25 protein-coding genes are annotated in these 25,242 nt (G+C 70.3%); 10 read left to right on the forward strand and 15 right to left on the reverse strand.

From position 1 onward, the window contains the following. Positions 1–557 precede the first annotated feature (557 nt). Complete coding sequence (locus IE269_RS04360; protein WP_189821398.1) at positions 558–1,202, reverse strand: DNA-3-methyladenine glycosylase; 645 nt, start codon at positions 1,200–1,202, stop codon at positions 558–560. Between the two features lie 117 nt (positions 1,203–1,319). Here IE269_RS04360 and IE269_RS04365 point away from each other — a divergent pair, with 117 nt between their 5' ends. From IE269_RS04365 to IE269_RS04375, 3 genes are all read left to right on the forward strand, one after another. Further along, entirely contained in the window at positions 1,320–2,102 is a 783-nt protein-coding gene (locus IE269_RS04365) for a sporulation protein (protein WP_189821399.1), read from the forward strand. A gap of 49 nt (positions 2,103–2,151) precedes the next feature. Beyond that, positions 2,152–2,697, forward strand: a complete 546-nt coding sequence (locus IE269_RS04370) for a YbhB/YbcL family Raf kinase inhibitor-like protein (protein ID WP_189821400.1) — start codon at positions 2,152–2,154, stop codon at positions 2,695–2,697. 195 nt (positions 2,698–2,892) lie between these two features. Then, positions 2,893–3,399 (forward strand): HNH endonuclease, encoded by a 507-nt coding sequence (locus IE269_RS04375; RefSeq protein WP_189821401.1) that lies wholly within the window; start codon positions 2,893–2,895, stop codon positions 3,397–3,399. Between the two features lie 86 nt (positions 3,400–3,485). Here IE269_RS04375 and IE269_RS04380 read toward each other — a convergent pair whose 3' ends face one another. From IE269_RS04380 to IE269_RS04395, 4 genes are all read right to left on the reverse strand, one after another. Next, positions 3,486–4,262: a sulfite exporter TauE/SafE family protein gene (locus tag IE269_RS04380; protein WP_189821402.1), complete on the reverse strand. Its 777-nt coding sequence runs from the start codon at positions 4,260–4,262 to the stop codon at positions 3,486–3,488. A gap of 75 nt (positions 4,263–4,337) precedes the next feature. Beyond that, the gene (locus IE269_RS04385) at positions 4,338–5,276 is read right to left on the reverse strand and encodes an SPFH domain-containing protein (RefSeq protein WP_189821403.1); all 939 of its coding nucleotides are present in this window, start codon (positions 5,274–5,276) and stop codon (positions 4,338–4,340) included. A 127-nt stretch (positions 5,277–5,403) separates the two neighbouring features. Further along, on the reverse strand, positions 5,404–5,844 hold the full coding sequence (locus IE269_RS04390) for an NfeD family protein (RefSeq protein WP_189821404.1): 441 nt from the start codon (positions 5,842–5,844) through the stop codon (positions 5,404–5,406). 77 nt (positions 5,845–5,921) lie between these two features. Further along, positions 5,922–6,713 carry an ABC transporter ATP-binding protein gene (locus tag IE269_RS04395; protein ID WP_189821405.1) on the reverse strand — a complete coding sequence of 264 codons (792 nt, stop codon included), beginning with the start codon at positions 6,711–6,713 and terminating at the stop codon, positions 5,922–5,924. Between the two features lie 134 nt (positions 6,714–6,847). On the opposite strand from IE269_RS04395, the gene IE269_RS04400 reads away from it, so the two are divergent. Beyond that, positions 6,848–7,621, forward strand: a complete 774-nt coding sequence (locus IE269_RS04400) for a hypothetical protein (protein ID WP_189821406.1) — start codon at positions 6,848–6,850, stop codon at positions 7,619–7,621. Positions 7,622–7,792: 171 nt separating this feature from the next. Here the strand turns inward: IE269_RS04400 and IE269_RS04405 are convergent, their stop codons facing one another. The 4 genes from IE269_RS04405 to IE269_RS04420 all read right to left on the reverse strand — a co-directional run bounded on the left by IE269_RS04405 (position 7,793) and on the right by IE269_RS04420 (position 10,529). Next, on the reverse strand, positions 7,793–8,032 hold the full coding sequence (locus IE269_RS04405; RefSeq protein ID WP_189821407.1) for a chaplin: 240 nt from the start codon (positions 8,030–8,032) through the stop codon (positions 7,793–7,795). Between the two features lie 225 nt (positions 8,033–8,257). Continuing rightward, positions 8,258–8,533: a chaplin family protein gene (locus IE269_RS04410; protein ID WP_189821408.1), complete on the reverse strand. Its 276-nt coding sequence runs from the start codon at positions 8,531–8,533 to the stop codon at positions 8,258–8,260. Positions 8,534–8,680: 147 nt separating this feature from the next. Continuing rightward, complete coding sequence (locus IE269_RS04415; RefSeq protein ID WP_189822033.1) at positions 8,681–9,310, reverse strand: response regulator; 630 nt, start codon at positions 9,308–9,310, stop codon at positions 8,681–8,683. A gap of 58 nt (positions 9,311–9,368) precedes the next feature. Further along, positions 9,369–10,529: a GAF domain-containing sensor histidine kinase gene (locus IE269_RS04420; protein ID WP_189821409.1), complete on the reverse strand. Its 1,161-nt coding sequence runs from the start codon at positions 10,527–10,529 to the stop codon at positions 9,369–9,371. A gap of 450 nt (positions 10,530–10,979) precedes the next feature. Here IE269_RS04420 and IE269_RS04425 point away from each other — a divergent pair, with 450 nt between their 5' ends. Beyond that, positions 10,980–11,675: a transglycosylase SLT domain-containing protein gene (locus IE269_RS04425; protein WP_189821410.1), complete on the forward strand. Its 696-nt coding sequence runs from the start codon at positions 10,980–10,982 to the stop codon at positions 11,673–11,675. A 73-nt stretch (positions 11,676–11,748) separates the two neighbouring features. On the opposite strand, the gene IE269_RS04430 is transcribed toward IE269_RS04425, so the two are convergent. After that, positions 11,749–14,376 carry an ABC transporter ATP-binding protein/permease gene (locus IE269_RS04430; RefSeq protein ID WP_189821411.1) on the reverse strand — a complete coding sequence of 876 codons (2,628 nt, stop codon included), beginning with the start codon at positions 14,374–14,376 and terminating at the stop codon, positions 11,749–11,751. A 264-nt stretch (positions 14,377–14,640) separates the two neighbouring features. Here IE269_RS04430 and IE269_RS04435 point away from each other — a divergent pair, with 264 nt between their 5' ends. Continuing rightward, entirely contained in the window at positions 14,641–16,635 is a 1,995-nt protein-coding gene (locus IE269_RS04435; RefSeq protein ID WP_189821412.1) for a streptophobe family protein, read from the forward strand. A gap of 256 nt (positions 16,636–16,891) precedes the next feature. Continuing rightward, positions 16,892–18,106, forward strand: a complete 1,215-nt coding sequence (serB, locus tag IE269_RS04440) for a phosphoserine phosphatase SerB (protein WP_189821413.1) — start codon at positions 16,892–16,894, stop codon at positions 18,104–18,106. Positions 18,107–18,194: 88 nt separating this feature from the next. Here the strand turns inward: serB and IE269_RS04445 are convergent, their stop codons facing one another. The 4 genes from IE269_RS04445 to IE269_RS04455 all read right to left on the reverse strand — a co-directional run bounded on the left by IE269_RS04445 (position 18,195) and on the right by IE269_RS04455 (position 20,653). After that, positions 18,195–18,713: a SixA phosphatase family protein gene (locus tag IE269_RS04445; RefSeq protein ID WP_189821414.1), complete on the reverse strand. Its 519-nt coding sequence runs from the start codon at positions 18,711–18,713 to the stop codon at positions 18,195–18,197. Positions 18,714–18,785: 72 nt separating this feature from the next. Next, the gene (locus IE269_RS04450; protein WP_189821415.1) at positions 18,786–19,001 is read right to left on the reverse strand and encodes a hypothetical protein; all 216 of its coding nucleotides are present in this window, start codon (positions 18,999–19,001) and stop codon (positions 18,786–18,788) included. 160 nt (positions 19,002–19,161) lie between these two features. Next, positions 19,162–19,278, reverse strand: a complete 117-nt coding sequence (locus IE269_RS42965) for an SGM_5486 family transporter-associated protein (RefSeq protein WP_268253607.1) — start codon at positions 19,276–19,278, stop codon at positions 19,162–19,164. Between the two features lie 43 nt (positions 19,279–19,321). Next, positions 19,322–20,653, reverse strand: a complete 1,332-nt coding sequence (locus IE269_RS04455; protein WP_189821416.1) for a CynX/NimT family MFS transporter — start codon at positions 20,651–20,653, stop codon at positions 19,322–19,324. Between the two features lie 91 nt (positions 20,654–20,744). Here IE269_RS04455 and IE269_RS04460 point away from each other — a divergent pair, with 91 nt between their 5' ends. After that, positions 20,745–21,434 (forward strand): FadR/GntR family transcriptional regulator, encoded by a 690-nt coding sequence (locus IE269_RS04460; RefSeq protein WP_189821417.1) that lies wholly within the window; start codon positions 20,745–20,747, stop codon positions 21,432–21,434. A 62-nt stretch (positions 21,435–21,496) separates the two neighbouring features. On the opposite strand, the gene IE269_RS04465 is transcribed toward IE269_RS04460, so the two are convergent. Next, positions 21,497–21,919, reverse strand: a complete 423-nt coding sequence (locus IE269_RS04465) for a hypothetical protein (RefSeq protein WP_189821418.1) — start codon at positions 21,917–21,919, stop codon at positions 21,497–21,499. Between the two features lie 225 nt (positions 21,920–22,144). Here IE269_RS04465 and IE269_RS04470 point away from each other — a divergent pair, with 225 nt between their 5' ends. Together IE269_RS04470 and IE269_RS04475 are read left to right on the forward strand one after the other, a co-directional pair. Continuing rightward, complete coding sequence (locus IE269_RS04470; RefSeq protein ID WP_189821419.1) at positions 22,145–23,575, forward strand: amidohydrolase family protein; 1,431 nt, start codon at positions 22,145–22,147, stop codon at positions 23,573–23,575. 179 nt (positions 23,576–23,754) lie between these two features. Further along, a complete protein-coding gene (locus IE269_RS04475; RefSeq protein ID WP_189821420.1) occupies positions 23,755–25,218 on the forward strand; it encodes a nucleobase:cation symporter-2 family protein in 1,464 nt (487 codons plus the stop codon). Positions 25,219–25,242: the final 24 nt, after the last annotated feature.

A 25,242-nucleotide genomic window follows, 5' to 3' on the forward strand; every position in this document is an offset into this window, starting at 1 on the left:
CCCGTAATCGGGTCCACACATCGGAAGAGCGGAACAGCCACCATCGGAATAAGACGGTGTGTTCCTGCGTCCTCGCTAGTGTTGCCTGCCCGCACCCCGAAGGGCCGTGCAGGTCTTTCCAAAGGAACCTCAACTTGCCGAAGCAAGTCGGGGTATCAACATATTTGGCGTTGACTTTTGGCACGCTGTTGAGTTCTCAAGGAACGGACGCTTCCTTCGTACTCACCCTCGCGGGCTTTCCTCCGGACGTTTTCGTTCGGTGTGTTTCCAACCTTACCAGATCATTTCCGCGCCGTTTCCGGTTTGGATTTTGTTTCCGGTGGCCGTTGGAGGGCCTTTGCCTTTCGGCGTGTTCACTACTTTAGCGGCTTTTCCTGGCGGCTCATAATCGGGCCGCTGAGGTCGGAATTCGGGCATGCCGAAATTCGAACCCGTTAGGGGAAGTCGTAGTAGTGGTTGGCCGCTCCGGGGCTGCTTGGTCGGGTCCGATGGACCGTTCCGACAGCAGTGCCCGTTTCAAGCGGCTCGGGCTACGTTAGGCGTGTGACGGGGTCGAGTCAAGTTGCCCGGCGGCGTGGCTTGTGTGCCCGGTAGGGGCTGACGGTGCGGTCGCCGGAGATCCAGAAGCGCCAGGGGTGGACTGCTCCTTCTCCTCCTACTCCTGTGCGGGGGCCGTTCTCCCGCTGGTCAGGCGGGGTCGGGGTGCCGTTCAGCACGGAGAGGGGGGATTCCGGGTCCGTGCAGAGGTCGGTGCCGTCGAGGGCACGGGTGATGTCGAGGGCGGTGGCCAGGCGGGCGGGGCCTTTGGCCAGTTCGTTGTCGTTTCGGGCTGAAAGTCGCCGTTTGCGGACGAGGTCGGCGCCCTTGGTGATCTCGCCGGCGCGGAGGAGGACACCGCTGGCCTTGTCCTCGGGGCCGCACACCAGGTTGAGGCTGAACCACATGCCGTAGATGAAGTAGACGTACGCATGGCCGGGTGGGCCGAACATCGAGGCGTTGCGGGCCGTGCGGCCCCGGTAGGCGTGCGAGCCCGGGTCGCGTTCGCCGTCGTACGCCTCCACCTCGGTGATGCGCAGTTCGATCGGGCCTTCGGGGGTACGGCGTACCAGGGTGCGGCCGAGGAGGTCCGGGGCGACGTCCAGGACGGGGCGGTCGAAGAACGGGCGGGCGAGCGGCGTACGGTCCGGTTTCGGCGCGATCATGCCTGCCGAGGGTAGTGGAACCCGGGTTGCCCCCACTCGTTGTGCGGGTAGGCGCGGAACCGGGCGCCTGTGTCGAGCGTTTGTACTGGTCAAGGCCGGAAGAGTTAAGGGGAGAGCATGGGATTCAAGAAGCTGCTGGCGAGCCTGGGTGCGGGTGGGGCGTCCGTGGAGACGGAGCTCACCGAGGCGAACGTCGTACCGGGTGGAGTGGTGCAGGGCGAGGTGCGGATCCAGGGCGGGTCCGTGAACCAGCAGATCGAGGGGCTGTCCGTCGGGCTCCAGGCGCGCGTCGAGGTGGAGGGCGGCGACCAGGAGGTCAAGCAGGACATCGAGTTCACCAAGGTGAAGCTCGGCGGGGCCTTCGAGGTGCAGGCCGGGGCGGTGCACGTGGTGCCGTTCGGGCTGGACATTCCGTGGGAGACGCCGGTCACCAGCATCGCCGGGCAGCAGCTGCGCGGGATGAACATCGGGGTGACGACGGAGCTGGAGATCGCGCGGGCGGTGGACTCCGGTGACCTGGACCCCATCAACGTGCACCCGCTGCCGGCGCAGCAGGCGATTCTGGACGCCTTCATCCAGCTGGGATTCCGGTTCAAGAGTGCGGACATGGAGCGGGGGCACATCCGGGGGACGCGGCAGCGGCTGCCGTTCTACCAGGAGATCGAGTTCTTCCCGCCGCAGCAGTACCGGGGACTCAACCAGGTCGAGCTGACGTTCGTCGCGGACGACCGGGAGATGGACGTGATCCTGGAGATGGACCGCAAGGGCGGCATGTTCAGCGAGAGCAGCGACTCCTACCGGGCGTTCCAGGTCGGGCTGCACGACTTCCAGGGGACGGACTGGGCGGCGTACCTCAACCAGTGGCTGGCCGAGGTCGGTGGACAGCGCAACTGGCTCTAGGGTCGGAAGCGTTCCAGGTGAGTGTTGGGCCAAGTAGGAAGGTGTTGACGTGACCGAGGGCAAGAGGGCGCCGCTGCCGCACGACTTCCATCCGCCGGTGGCTTCGTTCCGTGTGGTGAGCGACGACGTCGCGGAGGGTGCGGATCTGAAGGACGCCCAGGTGTACGCGGTCGGGAACACCTCGCCGCAGCTGCGCTGGGAGGGGTTCCCCGCGGAGACGAAGAGCTTCGCGGTGACGTGCTTCGACCCGGACGCACCGACCGGCAGCGGGTTCTGGCACTGGACGGTCTTCGACCTTCCGGCGTCCGTGACCGAGCTGGTGGCCGGTGCGGGTTCGGGGAAGTTCGAGGGGCTGCCGGAGGGTGCCGTACAGGCTCGTAATGACTACGGGTCGAAGGACTTCGGCGGGGCCGCTCCCCCGGCGGGCGAGCGTCACCGGTACGTGTTCACCGTGTACGCGGTGGATGTGGAGAGCCTCGCCGCACTGGGTGTCGGCCCGGACACTCCGCCTGCTGCTGTGGGCTTCAACCTGCGGTTCCACACGCTCGGGCGGGCGCAGCTCGTGGCGGAGTACGAGGCTCCTGCCGAGGGCTGAGTCGCGGTCCGAAAGATTCACGGGGTATTTGCCCGTTCCCGGTCTTGAAAGAGATCGGGAACGGGCAGTTTTTGTTTGGGGGGTGTGCGAGCCCTCCGCCGGGGACGCCGTTAATCCGTTGTCCATTGGAGCGCGTCCCGCCAGAGTTGATCCAAGCCCGCCACGGGGTGGGCCGGCACACGGAGGGTGGGCGGGATGCGTGACACGCTGGTTTTGAACGCGAGCTTCGAGCCACTGTCGACGGTGACTTTGAACCGTGCGGTGGTGCTTGTCCTGACGGACAAGGCCGTGGTCGAGAAGTCGCATCCCGGGCTGCGTATGCGCGCCGCCGCTGTCGATCTTCCGGTGCCGATGGTGATCCGGCTGAGCCGGTACGTACGTGTGCCGTTCCGAAGACAAGCTCCGTGGTCGAGGCGGGGTGTGTTGATACGGGACCAACACAGGTGCGCGTACTGCGGGAAGCGGGCGACGACCGTGGACCACGTGGTGCCGCGGTCGCGCGGTGGTGGTGACACCTGGTTGAACACGGTGGCTTCGTGCGCCGAGGACAATCACCGCAAGGCGGACCGTACGCCGGAGAAGGCGGGGATGCCGTTGCTGTTCGAGCCGTTCGTCCCGACGCCTGCCGATGCGATGCTGCTGTCGCTGAGGGGGGCGGAGTGGGACTCGCTGCCGGACTGGCTGGCGGATTCCGCCGCGTAGGAGTGCGGTCGCAGGAAGAGGGAGCCCGTCTCGTGGTGGAGGCGGGCTTCTTCGCGTACGGGCTTCTTCGCGTACGGGACCGGGTGTCAGGCCAGCAGGAGCTGGATGATCGCGACGATGCCGACGGCGACGATGACGCCGCGCAGGACCGTCGGGGGCAGGCGGCGGCCGACCTTGGCGCCGATCTGGCCGCCGAGGGCGGAGCCGACGGCGATGAGGAGGACGGCGGTCCAGTCGAATTCGGCGACGAAGAGGAAGAAGACGGCGGCGACTCCGTTGACGACGGCGCCCAGGATGTTCTTGACGCCGTTGATGCGCTGGAGGCTGTCGTTGAGGAGGAGGCCCATGAGGGAGAGGTAGAGGACTCCCTGGGCGGCGCCGAAGTAGCCGCCGTACGCGCTGGCGAGGAGGAGGCCGATCAGGAGGGCCGGGCCGCCGTCGGGGTGGGGGCCGGATGCGGGCTCGCCGTTCTGTTCGCGGCGGCGCTTGAGGGCGGCTGCGAGCTTGGGCTGGAGCACGACCAGGATCAGGGCCAGGCCGATCAGGACCGGGACGATCGTGTCGAAGGCGGAGGAGGGGAGGGCGAGGAGGAGGATCGCGCCGATCAGGCCGCCGACCAGGGCGGTGAGGCCGAGGCGGAGGACGCGGGAGCGCTGGCCGCGCAGTTCCTTGCGGTAGCCGATGGCGCCGCTGATGGAGCCGGGGACCAGGCCGAGGGTGTTGGAGACGTTCGCGACGACGGGCGGCAGGCCGGTGGCGAGGAGCACCGGGAAGGTGATCAGGGTGCCGGAGCCGACGATGGTGTTGATGGTGCCCGCGCCGATGCCTGCGGCGAAGACGGCGAGCATCTCCCAGATCGTCATGCGGTTCGTACCCCTCGTGCTGAGTGCTGATGATCGCTGCCGTGTGCAGCGATCATGCACGAGAGGGGTGGCGGATCAGTCGATGGGGGGCTGTTCGCGGCGCTCCTTGCCGCCGCCGGAACCGCCCGAATTCCCGCCAAGGGGGCCGAAGTTGCCCATCGCTCCGGAGAGGCCCTTGAGCGCGTCGCCGATTTCGCTGGGGACGATCCAGAGCTTGTTGGCGTCGCCCTCGGCGATCTTCGGGAGCATCTGGAGGTACTGGTAGGCGAGGAGCTTCTGGTCGGCGTCGCCCGCGTGGATGGATTCGAAGACCGTACGGATGGCCTGGGCCTCGCCCTCCGCGCGCAGGGCGGCGGCCTTGGCCTCACCTTCGGCGCGGAGGATCGCGGACTGCTTCTCGCCCTCGGCGGTGAGGATCTGGGACTGCCGGATGCCCTCGGCGGTGAGGATCGCGGCGCGCTTGTCGCGGTCGGCGCGCATCTGCTTCTCCATCGAGTCCTGGATGGAGGTCGGCGGCTCGATCGCCTTGAGCTCGACGCGGTTGACGCGGATGCCCCACTTGCCGGTGGCCTCGTCGAGGACGCCGCGCAGGGCCGCGTTGATCTCCTCGCGCGAGGTCAGGGTCCGCTCCAGGTCCATGCCGCCGATGATGTTGCGGAGCGTGGTGACGGTGAGCTGCTCGATGGCCTGGATGTAGCTGGCGACCTCGTAGGTGGCGGCTCGGGCGTCGGTCACCTGGTAGTAGATGACGGTGTCGATGTTGACGACCAGGTTGTCCTGGGTGATCACCGGCTGGGGCGGGAACGGGACGACCTGTTCGCGGAGGTCGATCCGGTTGCGGATCGAGTCGATGAACGGGACGACGATGTTGAGGCCCGCGTTGAGCGTGCGCGTGTAGCGGCCGAAGCGCTCGACGATGGCGGCGCTGGCCTGTGGGATGACCTGGATCGTCTTGATCAGGGCGATGAAGACCAGCACCACCAGAATGATCAGGACGATGATGATCGATGACATCGCTTCCCCGTGCCCTTCGTGTTGCTCGACGCTGCGCGGCCAAACCGGTGGGCCGGTGCCGCGGTGATGATCGAGTTTTCCAGATGGTCGTACGCCGTGCAGGGTGTTCCGTCTACCTCACGGACGCTCACATGACCACGGCCGTGGCTCCGTCGATCTCCACGACGTCGACCTGCTGGCCGGGCTCGAAGGTCTGTCCGGCGTCCAGGGCGCGGGCCGACCAGATCTCGCCGGCGAGTTTGATGCGGCCGCCCTCGCCGCTGTCGACGCGCTCCACGACGACGGCCTGACGCCCCCTCAACGCGTCCACGCCGCTGGCCAGTTGGGGGCGCTGACTTCGGTGCCGGGCGGCTATGGGGCGTACCACCACGATCAGGACGACCGACACCGCCGCGAACACGAGTACCTGGGTGACGAGTCCGCCGCCCAGGTACGAGGTGAGTGCGCCCGCGAGTGCGCCGACCGCCAGCATTCCCAGTTCGGGCATCGTCGTGACGACGAGGGCGATGCCGAGCACCGCCGCGCCGATCAGCCACCAGAGCCATGCGTCCATGTTCACAACGGTCATGGTAGGGGCGGGTGGTCGGCGCGGACAGGGCGCACGGGATTCACGTACCGGCTCAAGTGCGGTACGTACGGCAGGACTTAGCCCATCGGGAGGCCCTGCGCGGTGTAGCGGTCGCCGCGGTGCTCGACGACGAGCGGCAGGCCGAAGCAGAGGGAGAGGTTGCGGGAGGTCAGCTCGGTCTCGACGGGGCCGGCCGCGAGGACCTTGCCCTGGCGGATCATGAGGACGTGGGTGAAGCCCGGCGGGATCTCCTCGACGTGGTGCGTGACCATGATCATCGAGGGGGCGTACGGGTCGCGGGCGAGGCGGCCCAGGCGGCGGACCAGGTCCTCGCGGCCGCCGAGGTCGAGGCCGGCGGCGGGCTCGTCGAGGAGGAGGAGCTCGGGGTCGGTCATCATGGCGCGGGCGATCAGGGTGCGCTTGCGCTCGCCCTCGGAGAGGGTGCCGAACTTGCGGTCCAGGTACTCGCTCATGCCGAGGCGGTCGAGGAAGGCGCGGGCGCGCTGCTCGTCGACCTCGTCGTAGTCCTCGTGCCAGGTGGCGGTCATGCCGTAGGCGGCGGTGAGGACGGTCTCCAGGACGGTCTGCCGCTTGGGCATCTTCTCGGCCATGGCGATGCCGGCCACGCCGATGCGGGGGCGGAGGTCGAAGACGTCCACCTTGCCGAGGGTCTCGCCGAGGATGGCGGCGGAGCCGGAGGAGGGGAAGAGGTAGCTGGAGGCGATGTTCAGCAGCGTGGTCTTGCCGGCGCCGTTGGGGCCGAGGATGACCCAGCGTTCGCCTTCCTTCACCGACCAGGAGACGTCGTCCACCAGAGCCCGTCCGTCGCGGACCACGGATACGTCCACCAGCTCCAGTACATCGCTCATGAGCGCGTTGTCTCCCCATGCAGTATCGAAATGTCGCGTGTGCCTGTGGGCACAGCGCCCAAGGAAAACCTACGCCACCACTCGGACAGTCCGGCCCTTGGGATGGGTGCGGCCCGGAATCTAGGCTGGGACGCATGCTCACGGAACCACGTTCAGGAATGCTGGCGGCTTGGGGAAATGCCCTGTTGGGGGGTTTTGTCTCGCCGGATGACGCGGCGACGGCGATTGTCGGGGCCGATGCGGTGCACCGGGTGACCGGCGTGCCGGGTGAGGACGGGCCGGTCGGGCTCACGCTGGCGCTCGGGAGGCTGCGGGCGCTCGGGGCGACCGGCTTCCGGGTCGCGCTGCCCGCGCCGGGGCATCCGCTGGGGCTGAGCGGGCCGCCGGAGTTCAACGCGCGGGCGCTGGAGGCCGAGGAGGCGGTGGTCTGCACGGGGGCGGCACTGGGACTCGTACCGGAGATCGAGGAGATCGGGCCGCGGGGGGACGTGCGGACCGAGGTGACCTGGGTGTGTTCCGCGGTACGGGATGCGCCGCCGGCCGATGTGCCGTCGCTCGGAGAGGCGGAGCGGGAGCTGGCGGAGGCGCTCAGGGACGCGACGGCGGTGCTGGCGAAGCTGGACGTGGCGGGGTCGGGGCCGGTGGCGGAGGCGGCACTCGATGCGTACCGGGCGCGGGCGGAGGCTTCGACGGAGGTGCTGGCACCCGGGTATCCGGCGCGGGCGGTCCGCGTGCTGGAGATGGCGCGGCGGGTGGGGCTGATCGTTTCGCTGGCGTACGGCAACGGGCACGGGGGTGCGGTGAGCGCGTCGGAGATGTGGGCGCGGGGGGAGGCACTGCGGCCGGTGGAGCGGGTGGCGCGGCGGGCGACGGTGGCGGCGTACGGGGCGGTGGTGGAGCAGGGGTAGGGGGCCCGGAAGAGGGGGAGCCCCGCAGCAGGAGGCTGCGGGGCCCGAGTGGGGCGGAGCGCTCGGGTGCCGCTTGTCCCGCCCCGCTGCCGGGGTGCGCCTCCGGGCGGCGCAGCGGAAACGGCGAGAGCCCCGCGGTCAGGACCGCGGGGCTCTCGGAGCGTACTGACGTCAGGAGTTGACGCCGTCGTTGCCGAACGCGGGGTTCAGCAGGCCGATGACGTTGACCGTGTTGCCCACGGCGTTCACCGGGACGTGCACGGGGACCTGGACCTGGTTGCCCGAGCCGACGCCCGGGGAGCGCTCGGCCTTGCCGTTGGCGTCGGCGTCGGCGAATGCGGCACCGGCGGAGGCGCCCGCGGCGATACCGGCGACGGCGAGGACCACGGCGGCCTTCTTGGCAGTGTTCATGAAAGGTATTCCTTCTGCTGTTTACGGGGCGACCCCAACCTCGGGATCACAGGTTGGAGAACGCGTCGGTCCGCGGAACGACACGGCCCCGGACAAAGGTGCGCACGTTCGAAGCAATGCGGGGCCTGCGGGCTGACGCCGCGGGCCGGGCGTGGAACGGCCCCCGGGTGTGTGCCGGGGGCCGTTTTCCGCTGCGCGACGGGTCTCTGGCGAGGACCCGGTCGGTCAGTGGTTGACGCCGAGGTTCCCGAACGCCGGGTTGAGACCGCCGATGACGGTCACGGTGTTGCCGACCACGTTCACCGGAACGTCGACGGGGACCTGGACCAGGTTGCCCGAGCCGACGCCCGGGGACTGGACGGCCTTGCCCTCGGCGACGGACCCGCCGTGGCCATGGCCGTGGCCGTGACCCGTGTCGGTCGCGGAGGCGGCACCCGCACCAGCGGCGATGAGCCCGCCGGCGACCAGGGTGACGGCAGCGGCCTTCTTCAGGTTCTTCACTTCGGTTCCTCCTCGCGGTGGCTGCGGCCAGCCGCCGCAGCACGCCCTGGAGAACGCCCTGCCGCCGACGAGGTTGCGCCGTATGGATGACTTACACCCGACGGTATGAATCTCGTACCGGAGGGCGACGGTCCGGAAGACCCTCGGTCAGTCGGTCAGACCGTGCCTGACCGCGTAGAGCGCGGCCTGGGTGCGGTCGGCGAGGTCGAGTTTCATCAGGATGTTCGAGACGTGGGTCTTGACGGTCTTCTCGGAGAGGACGAGGGCGCGGGCGATCTCGCGGTTGGAGCGGCCGTCGGCGATGAGGGCGAGGACCTCGCGTTCGCGTTCGGTGAGGGAGGTGCTGCGGCCCTGGCCGTTGTGCGGGTCGTCCTGGGCGAGGAGGGCGCCGGCCACCTCGGGCTGGAGGAGGACGTGTCCGGCGTGCACGGAGCGGATGGCTCCGGCGAGGGCGTCCGGGTCGACGTCCTTGTAGACGTAACCGGAGGCCCCTGCGCGCAGGGCGGGGACGACGGTGCGCTGCTCGGTGAAGCTGGTGACGATCAGGACCTTGGCGGGGTTGGCGAGCTCGCGCAGCCGGCGCAGGGCCTCGATGCCGTCGGTGCCGGGCATCTTGATGTCCATCAGGACGACGTCGGGGCGCAGGGACTCGGCCTGGGCGACGCCCTCGGCGCCGTCCCCGGCCTCGCCGACGACCTCTATGTCGTCCTGGATCTCCAGGAAGGTGCGCAGGCCGCGGCGTACGACCTGGTGGTCGTCGACGAGGAGGACGCGGATCTTGGTCTTCCCCGAGGAAGTCTTCCCCGAGGAAGCGGACGGGGTGCTGCGACCGGGTTCAGGCACCGGGGACCTCCAGGGTGATCGTGGTGCCCTTGCCGGGCTCCGAGTGCACGGTCAGGGTGCCGCCGACGCCGCTCGCGCGGTCGCGCATGGAGACGAGGCCGAGGTGGCGGCCGGCCCGGCGGACTCCGGCGGGGTCGAAGCCGCAGCCGTCGTCGGTGACGGTGAGGCGGGCGCGGTCGTCCCGGGGCTTTTCGAGTACGACGTCCACGCGGGCGGCGCCGGAGTGGCGCAGGGCGTTGTGCAGGGCCTCCTGGGCGACGCGGAGCATGGCCTCCTCCTGGGCGGCGGGCAGGGCGCGTACGCCGCAGCTGTCGAAGACGACGTGGGCGGTGTGGGCGCGGTCCATGACCTGGACCTGGTTGCGGAGGGTGGCGACCAGGCCGTCCTCGTCGAGGCCCGCCGGGCGCAGTTCGACGACGGCGGCGCGCAGCTCGTCGGCGGCCTCGGCGGCGAGGGCGGCGACCTGGTGCAGCTCGTCCTTGGCGCGGGCGGGATCGCGGTCGACGAGGGCGGTGGCGGCCTGGGCGGTCAGGCGCAGGGAGAAGAGCTTCTGGCTGACCGCGTCGTGGAGTTCGTGGGCGAGGCGGGAGCGTTCCTCGGCGATGGTCAGCTCGCGGCTGCGCTCGTAGAGGCGGGCGTTGGTGAGGGCGATCGCGGCGTGCTGGGCGAGGAGCGTGAGGAGTTCCTCGTCGGCGGGGGTGAAGCCGCAGCCGCCGTCGACCTTGGGGCAGCGCTTGTTGGCGAGGAAGAGGGCGCCGATGACCTCGTCGCCGTCGCGGATGGGCAGCCCCAGGAAGTCGGACATGTCGGGGTGGGCGTCCGGCCAGCCCTCGAAGCGGGGGTCCTTGCGGACGTCGGCGAGCCGCTCGGTCTCGTTGCCGTGCAGCATCGCGGCGAGGATGCCGTGCTGGCGGGGCAGCGGGCCGATGGCCTTCCACTGTTCGTCGCTGACGCCGTCGACGACGAACTGGGCGAAGCCGCCGTGGTCGTCGGGGACGCCGAGGGCGGCGTACTCGGCGTCCAGGAGGTCGCGGGCGGAGGCCACGATCGTCTTGAGGACATCGCGGACTTCGAGGTGGCGGCTCATCGCGAGGAGGGCGGAGCTGACGGCGGCGAGGCCGCCGGGGGGCAGGTGGGGGCGGCCGGGGGTCATGTCCGTCACCGTACCGGTGGGGGTGTGGGGGTGTATCGGGCGTGGGGGTGAGAGGGGGAGGTCGTAGGGACTAGGTCTTCGGGGGTACGGGGGTGGGGTGGGCGGTGGTGTCGGGTGCGGGGGGGGGCCGGGAGCGGGACGGGCGGGCACGGGGGACCGGACGACGAACGAGGCGTGACGGAAACGTTCGCGATGGTTACGGGTGGTGAAGTTGTTACGTGGTTGATGTGAGGCCGGGCATAGGACGCAGGTCACTTACGAAGGGGCGTAGTGGAGGGATAAAGGGCGTGTGAGCGGGGGCGGTACGGGTCCGGGACGGTCCTGCGGGGGGACGTGTCCACTATCGGGGTTCGTATGTGGGGTCTTTGCGCGGGGATTTTGCGGGCGCTAAGAATTGCAGCCGTCGCGGAGTCCGCGGCAGTCCCCGTCCCCTTCGAGAGGTACGTCTGCATGTCCTCCGCCCCTGGCCATAGTCGCCTGACGAAGACCCATCGGGTCTCGATCGCCGGTGTCGCCGCTCTCGGCGCCGCCTCCCTCGCCCTGACCCTCCTGCCCGGCACCGGTTCCGCCGAGGCCGAGGCCGGGACGCAGGACATGGCCGCGGTCGCGATGGTCGCCCCCGAGGGCACCGGTGCCATGCAGGCGAAGGTCGTCGAGCAGCACGCCGCTGCCGACAAGCGGGTCAAGGACCAGGCCGCCAAGGAGAAGGCCGCCGCCGAGGCGAAGGCCAAGGCGGACGCGAAGGCCAAGGCGGACGCCCAGGCGAAGAAGCGCGCCGAGGAGAAGGAGGCGGCCAGCCGTGCCGCCGCCCGCAAGCCGGTGTACGCGAACAACCTGGACGGCTGGATCCGGGAGGCGCTGGACGTCATGAAGACGCGGGGCATCCCCGGTTCGTACGACGGGCTGCACCGCAACATCATGCGCGAGTCGACCGGCAACCCCCGGGCCATGAACGGCTGGGACGTCAACGCGCAGAACGGCACGCCGTCGATCGGCCTGCTCCAGGTCATCCAGCCGACGTTCAACGCGTACCACGTGCCGGGCACCCCGCACGACATCTACAACCCGGTCTCCAACATCACGGCCGCGGCCAACTACGCCGCCGCCAAGTACGGCTCGATCGACAACGTCAACGGCGCCTACTGAGCACCCCCGCACACGCAGGAAGGGCGGCTCCCGGATCACTCCGGGGGCCGCCCTTCCTCGTACTGCTACCAGGTCACTTGCGCATGACCTCGGGCTCGTGGCGGCGCAGGAAGCGCGCCACGAGGATGCCGCAGAAGGCGCCGATCGCCAGCAGTGCGCCCATGTTGATGAACCACTGCAGGACCTCGTGGTCCCAGAGCGGGTCCGGGTTGCCGGGGTCGTCGAGGTTGGGGCTGACCTTGTTGAAGTCGAGCGTGGTGCCGGCCGCGGCGACCGCCCAGCGGGACGGCATGACGTACGACAGGTAGTTGGCGAAGCCGCCGTTCAGGATGAACAGGCAGCCGGTGAAGACGACCTGGACGATCGCGAACATCACCAGCAGCGGCATCGTCTTCTCGGAGGTCTTCACCAGCGCCGAGATGATCAGACCGAACATCATCGAGGTGAAGCCGAGCGCCATGATCGGCAGGCACAGTTCGAGGAGCGGGAGGCCCTTGAGGATCAGGCCCTCCTTGGGGATCTCGCGCTGCGTGAAGCCGATGAGGCCGACGATCACGCCCTGGAAGGCGGTGATCAGGCCGAGCACGATGACCTTGGACATCAGGTACGCGGAGCGGGAGAGGCCGGTGGCCCGCTCGCGCTCGTAGATGACCCGTTCCTTGATCAGTTCTCGTACGGAGTTGGCGGCACCGGCGAAGCAGGCGCCGACCGAGAGGATCAGCAGGACCGTGGTCGCGGTGCCGTTGGGGGCGATGCTGCCGTTGGCGCGCGGTTTGTTGGGCAGCATGTCCTCGCCGGGCTGGATGAGGAGGCTGACCACGCCGAGGACGGCGGGCAGGATCAGCATCAGCGCCATGAAGCCCTTGTCGGAGGCGATGACGGACGCGTACCGCCTGACCAGGGTGGAGAGCTGGGAGAACCAGCCCTGCGGCTTCGGCGGGCGCATCTGCTGCGGCGGCGGCATGTGTACGGGCGTCGCGGCGACCGCGTCGATGTCCGCTGCGTACATCTGGTAGTGCTGCGAACCGCGCCAGCGGCCCGCCCAGTCGTAGTCGCGGTAGTTCTCGAAGGCGGAGAACACATCGGCCCAGGTGCTGTAGCCGAAGAAGTTCAGGGCCTCCTCGGGCGGGCCGAAGTAGGCCACGGAGCCGCCGGGGGCCATCACCAGGAGCTTGTCGCAGATGGCGAGCTCGGCGACCGAGTGGGTCACGACGAGGACCGTGCGGCCGTCGTCGGCGAGGCCGCGCAGCAGCTGCATGACGTCGCGGTCCATGCCCGGGTCGAGGCCCGAGGTCGGCTCGTCGAGGAAGATCAGGGAGGGCTTGGTCAGCAGCTCCAGGGCGACCGAGACGCGCTTGCGCTGGCCGCCGGAGAGGGAGGTGACCTTCTTCTCCTTGTGGATGTCCAGCTTGAGCTCGCCGAGGACCTCGTCGATCCGCTGCTGGCGCTCCGCCTCGGAGGTGTCCGCGGGGAAGCGCAGCTTGGCGGCGTACTTGAGGGCCTTCTTGACGGTCAGTTCCTTGTGCAGGATGTCGTCCTGCGGGACCAGACCGATGCGCTGACGCAGCTCGGCGAACTGCTTGTAGAGGTTCCGGTTGTCGTAGAGGACGTCGCCCTTGTTGGCGGGCCGGTAGCCGGTCAGCGCCTTGAGGAGGGTCGACTTTCCGGAGCCGGAGGGGCCGATGACCGCGATGAGGGACTTCTCGGGGACGCCGAAGGAGACGTCCTTGAGGATGTCCTTGCCGCCGTCGACCGTCACCGTGAGGTGGCGGGCGGAGAAGGAGACCTCACCGGTGTCGACGAACTCCTCGAGCCGGTCGCCGACGACGCGGAAGGTGGAGTGGCCGACGCCGACGATGTCGTTGGGACCCAGCAGCGCCGTGCCCGACTTCTGCATCGGCTGACCGTTGATGTACGTGCCGTTGTGCGAGCCGAGGTCGCGGATCTCCATGCGGCCGTCGGGGGTCGCGTGGAACTCGGCGTGCAGGCGCGAGACCTGGAGGTCGGAGACGACCAGCTCGTTCTCCAGGGCGCGGCCGATGCGCATGACGCGGCCGAGCGCCATCTGGTGGAACGTGGTCGGGCTGCGGTCGCCGTAGACCGGCGGGGCCCCCGCGGCACCGCCGGGCCGGCTGCTCTGCGCGGCGGCCTGCTGGCCGTGCTGCTGGTACGAGGGCTGCTGGCCCTGCGGCGGACGCGGGGCGCCCTGCTGCGGGGGCGGCTGGTGACCCTGCGGGGGCTGCTGCTGCCAGCTCGGCTGCTGCGGCTGCGGCCGGGCGGCCTGCTGCGGCGGCTGGTGGCCCTGGGGTGCCTGGTGCTGGGCGGGCGGCTGCTGCTGCTGCCAGCTCGGCGCCTGCTGGGCACCCTGCGGGCTGTGCGGCTGCTGTGCGGAGCCGCCTCCCCCGCCGCCGGAGCCGGACAGGACCAGCTGCGGGCCGTCGGTGGCGTTGCCCAGGTGCACGGCGGAGCCGGGGCCGATCTCCATCTGGTGGATGCGCTGGCCCTGCACGTACGTGCCGTTGGTGCTGCCGTGGTCTTCGATCACCCAGCTACGGCCGCCCCAACTGATCGTGGCGTGCCGCCAGGAGACCCTGGCGTCGTCTATGACCACGTCGCCCTGCGGGTCGCGCCCCAGGGTGTACGACCTGGACGAGTCGAGAGCCCAGGTCCTTCCATTCAATTCCAGTACGAGTTCCGGCACTCCATGCCCCACTAGTTGTCCCCCGTAGTTACGCCCGTCACCGGGAGTCTAGGGATGGTGAACATCGGGGGGAACTATTTCAGGCCCGGGCTCGAATACGAAAGTCGGCCCATGTGAAAAGGGGGTGCGCACAGCCGTCGCGCGCCCGTTGACTCGGCAGAAACACCACCGGAGAGTGGTAAGCGGCCATGAGTGCGTACGTCTGCGTACGGATCATGTGGGAGCCGGTCGAAGAGGACTTACCGGTACGGATCGGGTGGTCTGATGGGTGGGAACGGTCGGGTCGGGGTGCGCTGGGGCGACGTACTTCTCGCCTCAATTGCCGCTGTGAGCTGGGCTTTGGTCGGAATGGCGGGCACCGCGGCGCTCGGACTGCACCTGCTCGGGGCGGACGCCGCCGGGTCGTTGCGGTCGATGACGGCCGCGGTCGTCGTCCTGGCGGTGGGCGGCTCCGTCACACCGACCGGGAGCGTCTCGGCCTTCGGGATAGAGGGCGCCGCGGCGCGAACGGCCGTCGACATTGCGCCACTTGGGGTGGGTCTGGTCGGGGCCCTGCTGCTCGGATTCTTCTTCCTGCGCTCGCTGAAGCGCGCGGGGCGGGAGATTCCGGGGAGTGAACTGGCGGTGCGGGCGGGGTCGTTGGTGGTGTTGTTCCTCGTCACGCTCGGTGGTCTCGCGTGGGCGGGTCACGACGTCATCACGATTGACGGCGCGAAGCTCGGACTCGACAAAATTCCCGGAAATGATCTTCCTGGTGGCATCGCGGACAAGCTTCCCGGTGATCTCGGCGGACTGCTTCCGGACCGGATCTCCGACCTCGTCGATGCAAAGGCGACGGTCGGTTTCTCCGTGAATACGGGGACATCGTTGGTGGCCGGTGCGGTGTGGGTGGTCGGGGTGCTGATCATCGCGCTGCTGGCGTCGCGCAGGACGCCTTTGCCCCGGGGTTGGGACGCGGTGCACCGGGTGCTGCGGCCGGCCACGTCGGCGCTGACGGCCGTGCTGGTGGTGGCGGTGCTCGCCGGTCTCGCGGCCGCGCTGTACGCGGCGATCGGGGACGACCGGCCGGGGCGGGTGCTGGGGGCCGCGCTGCTGGGGGCACCGAACGGGGTGTGGCTGGCGGTGCCGTTGGGGCTCTTCGTGCCGTGGGAGGGGCGGGCGACGGGGTCGTTGGTGGGGGTGCTGCCGTCGCCGGCCGATCAGCTGTTGTCGGGGGCCGACGAGCGGGCGTTGTCGGTGGGGCGGCTGGCCGAGTTGGACGGGCGGGTGTGGCTGCTGGTTGTCGCGGTGATCGTGATGATGCTGTACGCCGGGGTGCTGGCGGCGGCGCGGACGCCGCGGGAGGAGCTGTCCCGGGTCGGGTACGCCGGGCAGTGCGCGGTGGCGCTCGGGACGGTGACCGGGGTCGCGCTGCCGTTGCTGGTGTGGCTGACCGGGGTGTCGGCGGACGCGTCACTCTCGGTGCTGGGGTTCGACGCGGTCGGGGCGGGGCTCTCGCTGAGCGGGAGCGTGCCGATGGCGTTGCTGCTGGGTGTGGTGTGGGGGGCTGCGGCGGGGGCGGCGGGGGCGTTGCTGGCGTGCGTGGCGGGGGCGGAGGGGTCGCGGGCGGCTCCCTTGGCGTTGCCGCCTTCGGGAGGGGGGCGGGGGGACCGGACGTATCCGGATCTGGCGTACGTGCCGGGGCCGTACCGGCCGTCGCCCGCGTACGGGCCGGGCTCCGGGGCGGGTGAGGGCGAGGCGAATCCCTATCTGCGGCCGTTGCGCGAGGTGGAGGACGGGGTGCGGCCCCGCCCCGGGGAGCCGGGGCGGGGGGCTCCGGCGGAGGCTTGGGGGCCGGGGGTGCCGCCTGCGCCTCGGGGTGCGGGGGCTTCGCCGGGGGCTCGGGATGCGGGGGCTCCGCCGGGGGCTCGGGATGCCGGGGGCGGTTCGCGGCCGCCGGTCGGGGGTGGTCGGTCCGGGCCGCCGCCTCGGGGTGGGGCTGGGGTGCAGCCGCCGACCCAGGCCGGGTCGCCGCCGGCCCGGAGTGGGCCGCCGCCCGCGCGGGGGGCGGAGCCGCCGTCGGCGGGGTCGATGGGGTCCGTGCCGCATCGGAAGACGAAGGACGGGAGGCATTCGGCGCCGACGATTACGGGGATTCCGGGGCCGCCTGTCCCTCCGGGGGCGCCGGGGAAGGGGCGAGGGGGTGCGGGCTCCTCGGCTCCGCCGCCCGAGGAGGAGGGGCCTCCGCCTCCCGGGGCGCCTGGGAGGGGGCGGAAGTAGGGGGCTGTTCGTGTACGGGGTGGGGTGGGCCGGTGGGCGGTCGGTGGGCCGGTACCGGGGTGACCGGTGGTCGGTTTCGCCCCGGCCCCGCCCCTTCACCTAAAGCGCTCGGCCGCGCGGTTTGTGGGTGGCTGGTCGCGCAGTTCCCCGCGCCCCTGGATGGATGCCCTTCGGGCACCATCCCCCGTCGTGGCCCTGTCCGGTGGTCAAGACGGGTGGGGACTTGGTCGGTGGGGGCCGATACGGTGGGGGGACCATGAGCGCACTGCCGAATAATGATGTTCCGACCCTCCTCGTCAAGATCTTCGGGAAGGACCGGCCCGGGATCACCGCCGGGCTCTTCGACACCCTCGCCGCCTATGCCGTCGACGTCGTCGACATCGAGCAGGTCGTCACCCGTGGCCGCATCGTGCTGTGCGTGCTCGTGACCGAGCCGACCGTCGCCGCCGCCGGTGAGCTGCGGGCGACCGTGCACAGCTGGGCCGAGTCGCTGAAGCTCCAGGCCGAGATCATCTCGGGTGTCGGTGACAACCGGCCGCGTGGGAGCGGGCGTTCGCATGTCACCGTGCTCGGGCATCCCTTGACGGCGGAGTCGACGGCCGCCATAGCGGCCAGGATCACCGACACCGGCGGCAATATCGACCGTATTTTCCGGTTGGCGAAGTACCCGGTGACCGCGGTGGAGTTCGCCGTGTCGGGGGTGGAGACGGAGCCGCTCAGGACCGCGCTCGCGCTGGAGGCGGCGGGCATCGGGGTGGATGTCGCGGTCGTGTCCGCGGGGTTGCACCGGCGGGCGCAGCGGCTCGTGGTGATGGATGTCGACTCGACGCTCATTCAGGATGAAGTGATCGAGCTGTTCGCGGCGCATGCCGGGTGTGAGGCGGAGGTTGCCGCCGTCACCGAGCAGGCGATGCGCGGGGAGCTCGACTTCGAGCAGTCGTTGCATGCGCGGGTGGCGTTGCTGAAGGGGCTCGACGCCGGGGTCGTGGAGAAGGTCCGGGCCGAGGTGCGGATGACGCCGGGTGCGCGGACGCTCGTACGGACGCTGAAGCGGCTCGGGTACCAAGTGGGCGTGGTTTCCGGGGGGTTCACCCAGGTCACGGACGCGCTGAAGGAAGAGCTTTCGCTCGACTTCGCGCAGGCCAATACGTTGGAGATCGTCGACGGGAAGCTGACGGGACGGGTCGTCGGGGAGGTCGTGGACCGCGCCGGGAAGGCGCGGCTGCTGCGCCGGTTCGCCGCCGAGGCCGGGGTGCCGCTGGATCAGACGGTGGCGATCGGGGACGGGGCGAACGACCTCGACATGCTCAACACGGCAGGGCTCGGTGTGGCGTTCAACGCGAAGCCGGTCGTGCGGCAGGCCGCCGACACCGCGGTGAACGTGCCGTTCCTGGACACCGTGCTGTATCTGCTGGGCATCACGCGGGAAGAGGTCGAGGCCGCGGACGGGGACGCCGACCACGCGCACTGAGACGTACGGGAAGGGGGCGCCGGCAGCGGATTCGCTGCCGGCGCCCCCTTCTTCGTAACCCTGTGGGCCGTAGCCCTCGTATCACCGATCAGTCGTGCGGCGCCCAGTAGTCGACCAGCTTGGCCGCGCCCAGTTCCACGGACTTCCACGTGCCGGTGAATTCCAGGACCGCGTACGTCGCGGTCGGGAAGCCGCCCTTGGTCATCTTGGCCAGCGCGTCCGGGTCGGCCTGGCCGGCGAGGCCGTCGGCGACCGCGTGCATGCCCGGGTTGTGGCCGATGACCAGCAGGTTCGTGACGTCGTCGGGGGTCTCGTTGAGGACGGTGATGATCTCGCCGGTGGAGGCTTCGTACAGCCGGTCCTCGTAGACGGTCTTCGGGCGGTGGCCCAGCTCCTGCACGGCCAGCTTCCAGGTCTCACGGGTCCTGGCGGCGGTGGAGCAGACGGCCAGGTCGAAGGTGAGGCCCGTGTCGGCAAGCTTGCGGCCTGCGGTGGCCGCGTCCCGGCGGCCCCGGTCGGCGAGCGGCCGGTCGTGGTCGGACACCTGCGGCCAGTCGGCTTTGGCGTGCCGGAGAAGGACGATCCTGCGGGGTGTATCGACGCTCATGCACCCCAGCTTCGCACGAAATGCGCGCCGGGGCCCGGGGTGTTGGCGCGGTCCCCCACCACGGGTGACCGGTCAGAGCGGCAGTACGTCGAGGAGGAGGCCGAGCAGGTACGCGAGGCCCGGAGCGTCCTGCGCGGCGGGCGACGCGTGCGCCTGCCCGGGGCCCGTCATCAGGACCAGGAGCACGACGAAGGAGAGCACCGGGAGGACCGCCGCCCACCACGGCAGGCGGTTGCCCGTGGGGGCCCGGCGCGCGGTGCGGGCTGGGCTGTGAGCTGGGGCCGACATGGCCGCCTCCGTGAGGTCTGCGGGCGGTACCCGGTGTGGATACCTAGAACCTACGGAGTACGGGCCGCGCGGCCCATCCGGTGAACTACCCACTCGACCCTGAGTCCAGCCCCCTAGGGGATGGTGGGGACAACCCCACCATCGGCCCCCGGGGAGCGGGTCACGGGGAGGCGATCGTGGCGATGACCGCGATGATCACCGTGACGAGGAGCATGGCGCCGAGGACCGCCAGCAGCTTCTTCTGGCCGTTCCGGGGATTCGGGTCGAGTACAGGCATAGTGCCCAGTCTCGCACCCTTTGCCCGCTCCCCCGCCGCCGGGTCAGGCGGCCAGTTCCGCCTCGATGGTGCGGTTGCGGCCGGCCAGGACGCCGACGACCATCTGCGGCAGCATGAGCGCCGCCATCAGCGCGATCGGCAGGCCCCAGCCGCCGCTGGCGTCGTGCAGCACGCCGATGAGCAGCGGGCCGGGGATGGAGATCAGGTAGCCGATGCTCTGCGCGAAGGCGGAGAGCTTGACGACGCCCTGGTGGCTCTTGGCGCGCAGGCCGATCATGGTGAGCGCGAGCGGGAAGGCGCAGTTGGAGACGCCGAGCAGCAGGGCCCAGGCCCAGGCGCCGCCCGCCGGGGCGAGGTAGAGGCCCGCGTAACCCGTCAGACCGCACAGGCCGAGGACGAGGACGACCGGGCCCTGGTTGGTGAGGCGGGTCGCGACGCGCGGGATGACGAAGGCGAGCGGGATGCCCATGGCCATGGTCAGCGCGAGGAGGATGCCGGAGGTGCCGGCGGAGATGCCCGCGTCGCGGAAGATCTGCGGCATCCAGCCCATCGTGATGTACGCGGCCGTGGCCTGGAGGCCGAAGAAGAAGGCCAGCGCCCAGGCGGTGCGGGACTTGACCATGCGCAGACCGGGGGCGGGCACCGCGGCGGCCGACTCCAGGGCCTCGACCTCGGGGGTCTCGGCCTCGGCCTTGGCGGTGGCGGCCTTGCGGTCACGGCCGTGCTTGATCGCCAGCGGCAGCCAGACGCAGAGCGCGAGGGCGCCGAGGATGCCCCAGACGGCGAGGCCGGTCTGCCAGCTGCCGCCGAGCGCCTTGGTGAGCGGGACGGTGGACAGGGCGGCCAGCGAGGTGCCGATCGCGAGGGCCATCGAGTAGAGGCCGGTCATGGTCGAGACCTTGTCCGGGAACCACTGCTTGACGATGGCCGGCAGCAGGATGTTGGACACGGCTATGCCGACCAGGGCGAGCGCGCTCGCGATCAGGAAGCCGGGGGTGCCGCCGAGGAAGGGTCGCAGGAAGAGTCCGGCGGCGATGGCGGTCATGCCCGCGCAGACGATGGACGCCGGGCCGAAGCGGCGGGCCAGGCGCGGGGCCATGATGCCGAACACCGCGAAGCAGACCGACGGCACGGACGTGAGGAGCCCGGCGACCGTGCCGCTCATCCCCAGGCCCTTGCGGACCTCTTCGAGGAGAGGGCCGAGGCTGGTGATGGCGGGGCGCAGGTTCAGCGCGGCGAGGACCAGGCCGACGATCATGAGCCGCACGAGCCATGCGGAGTACGCGGGGGTCTTCTTCTGCGTGTCCGGGGCGGTGCGGGGCTTGTGTGCGGTGCGGGGCTCGGGGCTCAGGGTCCTGGTTTCATCGACTGGCATAAGGTCCATCATAGAATCATGGGATGATTGGTTGTCCAATCGTCGTCCCGACCCCGTCCGCCGCAGCACCCCTCCCCGAACGAGGAGCACCATGACGCTGACCTCTCCCCGGCGTTCCGCACTCTCCGACCAGGTGATCACCGCCCTGCGCAACCAGATCACCTCCGGCGAGTGGCCCGTGGGGTCACGCATTCCGACCGAGCCCGAGCTGGTCGAGCAGCTCGGGGTGGCGCGCAACACCGTCCGCGAGGCGGTGCGCGCCCTCGCGCACAACGGCCTGCTCGACATCCGGCAGGGCTCCGGCACGTACGTCGTGGCGACGAGCGAGCTGGCCGGGGTGATGCACCGCCGGTTCGCGGACGCCGATCCGCTGCACATCGCCGAGCTGCGCTCCACGCTGGAGTCGTCGGCCGGGCGCCTCGCGGCGCAGCGCCGTACGGACAAGGACGTACGGCAGCTGGACGCGCTGCTCGCGCGGCGGGAGGAGGCGTGGGCGTCGGGCGACGCCGAGCAGTTCGTCCTGGCGGACGCCTCCCTGCACCTGGCGGTGGTGGCGGCCTCGCACAACGACGTGCTGATCGGGCTGTACGCGGACCTCGGCGATCTGCTGCGGGACTGGCTGCGCCTGGACATCGGGCACGAGCTGCGGCCCGAGGACCACATGGACCACGCGCGGCTGATCGAGGCCATCCGGGCGGGTGACGCGGAGGTCGCGGCGGCCGAGGCGGCGGGCTACTCGCTGAAGTGCCTGGCCGAGCGGGGGTCGCTCACCCGCGCCTGACCGTGCTCACCGTGGCACCCGCGCCTGACCGTGCTCTCCGTGGCACCCGCGCCTGACCGTGCTCACCGTGGGCGCACTCCTCTGACGGGCGGTGGCGGCAGCGGTGGATCGGGGGCGCGTTCGTGGGTGACCCAGGCGCCGGCGACCTCCTTCCAGCAGCGGCTGGTCAGCCGTACGGTCTCGGCCGGGCCGACCTCGACGGGGGCGGCGTCGCCGTCGAGGTCCCACCAGCGCGCGCACTCGGTGTGCAGCCGGACGAGGTCGGCGTCCGGGTAGGGGTTGTGGCAGTACGCGACGGCCTTCGAGCGCTCGATCACGGTCCGGCAGGCCGACCCGAAGCGGGCCGGCTCGGCGGGGGCGGCGTGCGCCACGGGCGCGGGGCCGTCGTCGGGAAGGGCGGCGTGGACGGCGGCGGTGCCCAGGGTTCCGGCCAGGACTATGGAGGTCAGGACGAGCGCAGCGGCTCTTCTGCTTCTGGCCGACACCCGTCGCCTCCTCCCGTGCGCATCGGGCGCACGCCTCGAGCGACGTACGCGCAGAAATCGGGCCGGTTTCGTCCCGGTTCGATCAGTCTGCGGGGAGTTCGCGGGGTTTTCGACTTGAGAGGCCTCTGACGAGCACGTTCCGTCGAGGAGGGTTGACAGGCCGTTTGGCCTGAATATGTTACATGCAACATTGAGCATGTCCGTGACCCTTCCGGGAGGACCTCCATGCAGCCCAGGCACACCCCTGACGTCGCCCGCCCTCTGCGTTGCGACCTTCTGCTGTCGGGCGGGCGGGTGGTGACCGTCGACGGACGGCGGTCCGTGTACGAGCCGGGCTCGGTGGCGATCTCGGGCAACCGCGTCGTGGCGGTCGGCCCGGCCGCCGAGATCGACGCCCAGTGGGAGGCGGTACGGACCGTCGACTGCCGGGGCAAAGCGGTGCTGCCGGGCTTCGTCGACGGGCACTCGCACCTCTTCCAGGCGCTGGCCAGGGGCATGGGCGAGGGGCTGTCGATCTGGCCGTGGCTGTGCGAGTTCATGTGGCCGTACTCGATAGCCGTGGACCCCGAGGACGCCCGGGTGGCGGCCACGCTGGGCGCGGTCGAGGCACTGCGCTCGGGCATCACCACGGTGATCGACAACCACTACGCGCCGACCGACCCGGACACCGTCCTGGCCGTGGCACGGGCCGTCGAGGCGGCGGGCCTGCGCGGGGCGATCGCGCGCGGGATGCTCGGCCACAAGACCGAGGTGGCGGTACGACGGGGGCTGCCGGACGCGCTCTACCGGTATTCCACCGAGGAGGAGCTGGACATCACGCGGGACTGCATGCGGCGCAGGCCGCCGCGCAGCTCGATGGTGGAGATCTGGCCCGCGCCGCTCAATCTCAGTTACGTCGACCAGGACCTGGTCCGGGGTGCGGTGGAGCTGGCCGCCGAGTTCGGGACGCGCTGGCACACGCACTGTTCGGAGGGGGCCAAGGATCCGGCGAGCTACCTGGAGGCGTACGGCATCCGGCCGGTGGAGTGGCTGGCCAGGGAGGGGCTGCTGGACGAGCGGGCCACCCTGGCGCACGCGATCTGGCTGGACGACGCCGAGGTCAAGCACGTCGGCGAGCGCCGGGCCGGCATCTCGCACAACCCGACCTCCAACGCCTACCTCGCCTCCGGCGTGATGCGCCTGCGCGAGCTGCGGGACGCGGGAGCGGTGGTGTCGCTGGGCACCGACGGGCCGAGCGCCGGGCACCGGCAGGACATGTTCGAGGTGATGAAGCAGACCCTCTTCGGCCAGCGCCAGCACCACCTCGACCCGGCCTCCGCCCGCTGCGAGGAGGCCCTGGAGCTGGCCACCCGCGAGGGCGGGAAGTACGCGGGCACCGGCACCGGCACGCTGTCGGTGGGCGCGGCGGCGGACGTCGTGGTCGTGGATCTGGACCGGCCGCACCTGCGCCCCGTGCACCGCACGGTCGCCACCCTCGTCTACTCCGCGCGCGGCAGCGACGTCGAGATGACGATCGTGGACGGCCGGGTGGTGTACGAGGACGGCCGCTGCACCCTCGTGGACGAGACGGCCCTGCTGGCCGAGGCGCAGGAGCGGGCCGAACGGCTGGTGTCGCGGGCCGGGTTCGACGCCCTGCGCAGCTCCTGGCAGCACTGAGCCGCCCCGTACTCCCCCAGGATTTCCCCCCACCGGCTTCCTCCCGGGCCGCACAGACCTCCCGAGCACCACAGCCTCCCGAGAAATCGCAGGACCCACGGCTGCCCGTCCGCGGCCACCGTACGTGCGCATACAAGGACCCCTGCCGTCACGGGCGGCGGGTGGAGGGAGAACGCACAATGTCCCGCACCACAGAACAGGGCTCTTCGGAACAGGAGTGGACGGACGACCAGTCGTCCGACCCGGTGGAGGCCGTGCCGTCCGCCTGGCGGCTCGCCGTCTACGGGTTGCAGCACGTGCTCGCCTTCTACGCCGGCGCGGTCGTCATGCCCCTGCTGGTCGCGCAGGGAGTCGGCCTGCCGGACAAGGACATCGGGATGCTGGTCAACGCGTCACTGCTGACCTGCGGCATCGCCACGCTGATGCAGGCGGTGGGCTTCAAGGGGGTCGGCATCAAACTGCCGATCGTGCAGGGCACTTCGACCACGGCGGTTCCCTCGCTGGTCTCGGTGGGTCTTGCGGCCGGTGGCGCGAAGGCCGGGATGCCGACCGTGCTGGGGGCGGTGATCGCGGCGGGGCTCGCCCTGTTCGTGATCGCGCCGATCTTCAGCAAGCTGGTGAAGTTCTTCCCTCCGCTGGTCACGGGCACCATCGTGACGATCGTCGGGATCACCCTGCTCGCGGTGGCCGCACGCCAGGTGGGCGGCGGCGACCCGAGCGCGAAGACCTTCGGGTCTCCGGCGCAGCTGGGTCTTGCGGCGGTGACGTTCGTGGTCATTCTGCTGCTGTACAAGTTCTCGCGCGGCTTCATGGCCACGATCGCCGTCCTGGCGGGGCTGGTCATCGGCACGGTGGTCGCCGCGATGCTGGGGAAGACGGACTTCTCCAAGATCGGGGACGCCTCCTGGTTCGGGATGGCGGCGCCCCTGCACTACGGCGTCGAGTTCGACACCGTCGCGATCCTGGCCATCTTCATGGTGATGATCATCGTGGCGGTGGAGTCCATCGGGCAGTTCTTCGCGGTCGGCGAGATCGTCGGGCGCGAGGTGGACGGCAAGGGCGTCACCCGGGCGCTGCGGGCGGACGGGCTGGCCACGGCGGTCGCAGGGGTGCTCAACTCGTTCCCCAGCACGGTCTATTCGCAGAACATCGGGCTGATCCGGCTCACCCGCGTCAAGAGCCGGTGGATCATCGCGTCGGCCGGCGTGATCATGATCCTCTTCGGGATGGTGCCCAAGATCGGGGCGATCGTGGCCTCGATGCCCGCCTCCGTGCTCGGCGGCGCCACGATCGTGCTCTTCGCCACCATCGGCGTGGTCGGCATCCAGATCCTGCTCCAGGCGGACCTCACGGACCAGCGGAACACCATCCTGGTGGCCGCCAGCCTGGGCATCGGCTTCCTGCCGACGGCGTTCCCGCAGTTCGCGGAGCAGATGCCGACCCGGCAACTGCATGCACTTTTCGAGAGCGGAATCATCCTGGGCACCCTCACGGCTGTCCTTTTGAACCTGTTCTTCCACCATTTGCGGCTGCCGACAGGGCGCAGGAAGGAGGCTCAACCCGTTGACCCGCCGGAACATTACATGCAACATGAAGTCCACACGGAGAAGGACCCCGTACAGCAGGGTCCCGGGCCCGTGTAGCACCTGACGACAGCGATGAGGGAT

The sequence above is a fragment of the Streptomyces spiroverticillatus genome (genome assembly GCA_014650415.1).
Lineage (GTDB): Bacteria > Actinomycetota > Actinomycetes > Streptomycetales > Streptomycetaceae > Streptomyces > Streptomyces spiroverticillatus.

Coding starts and splice junctions, on each gene's coding strand:
- IE269_RS04445 (WP_189821414.1), bottom strand. CDS start 18,713: ATGAGCGTCGATACACCCCGCAGGATCGTCCTTCTCCGGCACGCCAAA.
- serB (WP_189821413.1), top strand. CDS start 16,892: ATGAGCGCACTGCCGAATAATGATGTTCCGACCCTCCTCGTCAAGATC.
- IE269_RS04420 (WP_189821409.1), bottom strand. CDS start 10,529: ATGACCCCCGGCCGCCCCCACCTGCCCCCCGGCGGCCTCGCCGCCGTC.
- IE269_RS04405 (WP_189821407.1), bottom strand. CDS start 8,032: ATGAACACTGCCAAGAAGGCCGCCGTGGTCCTCGCCGTCGCCGGTATC.
- IE269_RS04425 (WP_189821410.1), top strand. CDS start 10,980: ATGTCCTCCGCCCCTGGCCATAGTCGCCTGACGAAGACCCATCGGGTC.
- IE269_RS04435 (WP_189821412.1), top strand. CDS start 14,641: ATGGGTGGGAACGGTCGGGTCGGGGTGCGCTGGGGCGACGTACTTCTC.
- IE269_RS04455 (WP_189821416.1), bottom strand. CDS start 20,653: ATGCCAGTCGATGAAACCAGGACCCTGAGCCCCGAGCCCCGCACCGCA.
- IE269_RS04400 (WP_189821406.1), top strand. CDS start 6,848: ATGCTCACGGAACCACGTTCAGGAATGCTGGCGGCTTGGGGAAATGCC.
- IE269_RS04365 (WP_189821399.1), top strand. CDS start 1,320: ATGGGATTCAAGAAGCTGCTGGCGAGCCTGGGTGCGGGTGGGGCGTCC.
- IE269_RS04475 (WP_189821420.1), top strand. CDS start 23,755: ATGTCCCGCACCACAGAACAGGGCTCTTCGGAACAGGAGTGGACGGAC.
- IE269_RS04380 (WP_189821402.1), bottom strand. CDS start 4,262: ATGACGATCTGGGAGATGCTCGCCGTCTTCGCCGCAGGCATCGGCGCG.
- IE269_RS04390 (WP_189821404.1), bottom strand. CDS start 5,844: ATGACCGTTGTGAACATGGACGCATGGCTCTGGTGGCTGATCGGCGCG.
- IE269_RS04360 (WP_189821398.1), bottom strand. CDS start 1,202: ATGATCGCGCCGAAACCGGACCGTACGCCGCTCGCCCGCCCGTTCTTC.
- IE269_RS42965 (WP_268253607.1), bottom strand. CDS start 19,278: ATGCCTGTACTCGACCCGAATCCCCGGAACGGCCAGAAGAAGCTGCTG.
- IE269_RS04470 (WP_189821419.1), top strand. CDS start 22,145: ATGCAGCCCAGGCACACCCCTGACGTCGCCCGCCCTCTGCGTTGCGAC.
- IE269_RS04395 (WP_189821405.1), bottom strand. CDS start 6,713: ATGAGCGATGTACTGGAGCTGGTGGACGTATCCGTGGTCCGCGACGGA.
- IE269_RS04460 (WP_189821417.1), top strand. CDS start 20,745: ATGACGCTGACCTCTCCCCGGCGTTCCGCACTCTCCGACCAGGTGATC.
- IE269_RS04375 (WP_189821401.1), top strand. CDS start 2,893: ATGCGTGACACGCTGGTTTTGAACGCGAGCTTCGAGCCACTGTCGACG.
- IE269_RS04385 (WP_189821403.1), bottom strand. CDS start 5,276: ATGTCATCGATCATCATCGTCCTGATCATTCTGGTGGTGCTGGTCTTC.
- IE269_RS04450 (WP_189821415.1), bottom strand. CDS start 19,001: ATGTCGGCCCCAGCTCACAGCCCAGCCCGCACCGCGCGCCGGGCCCCC.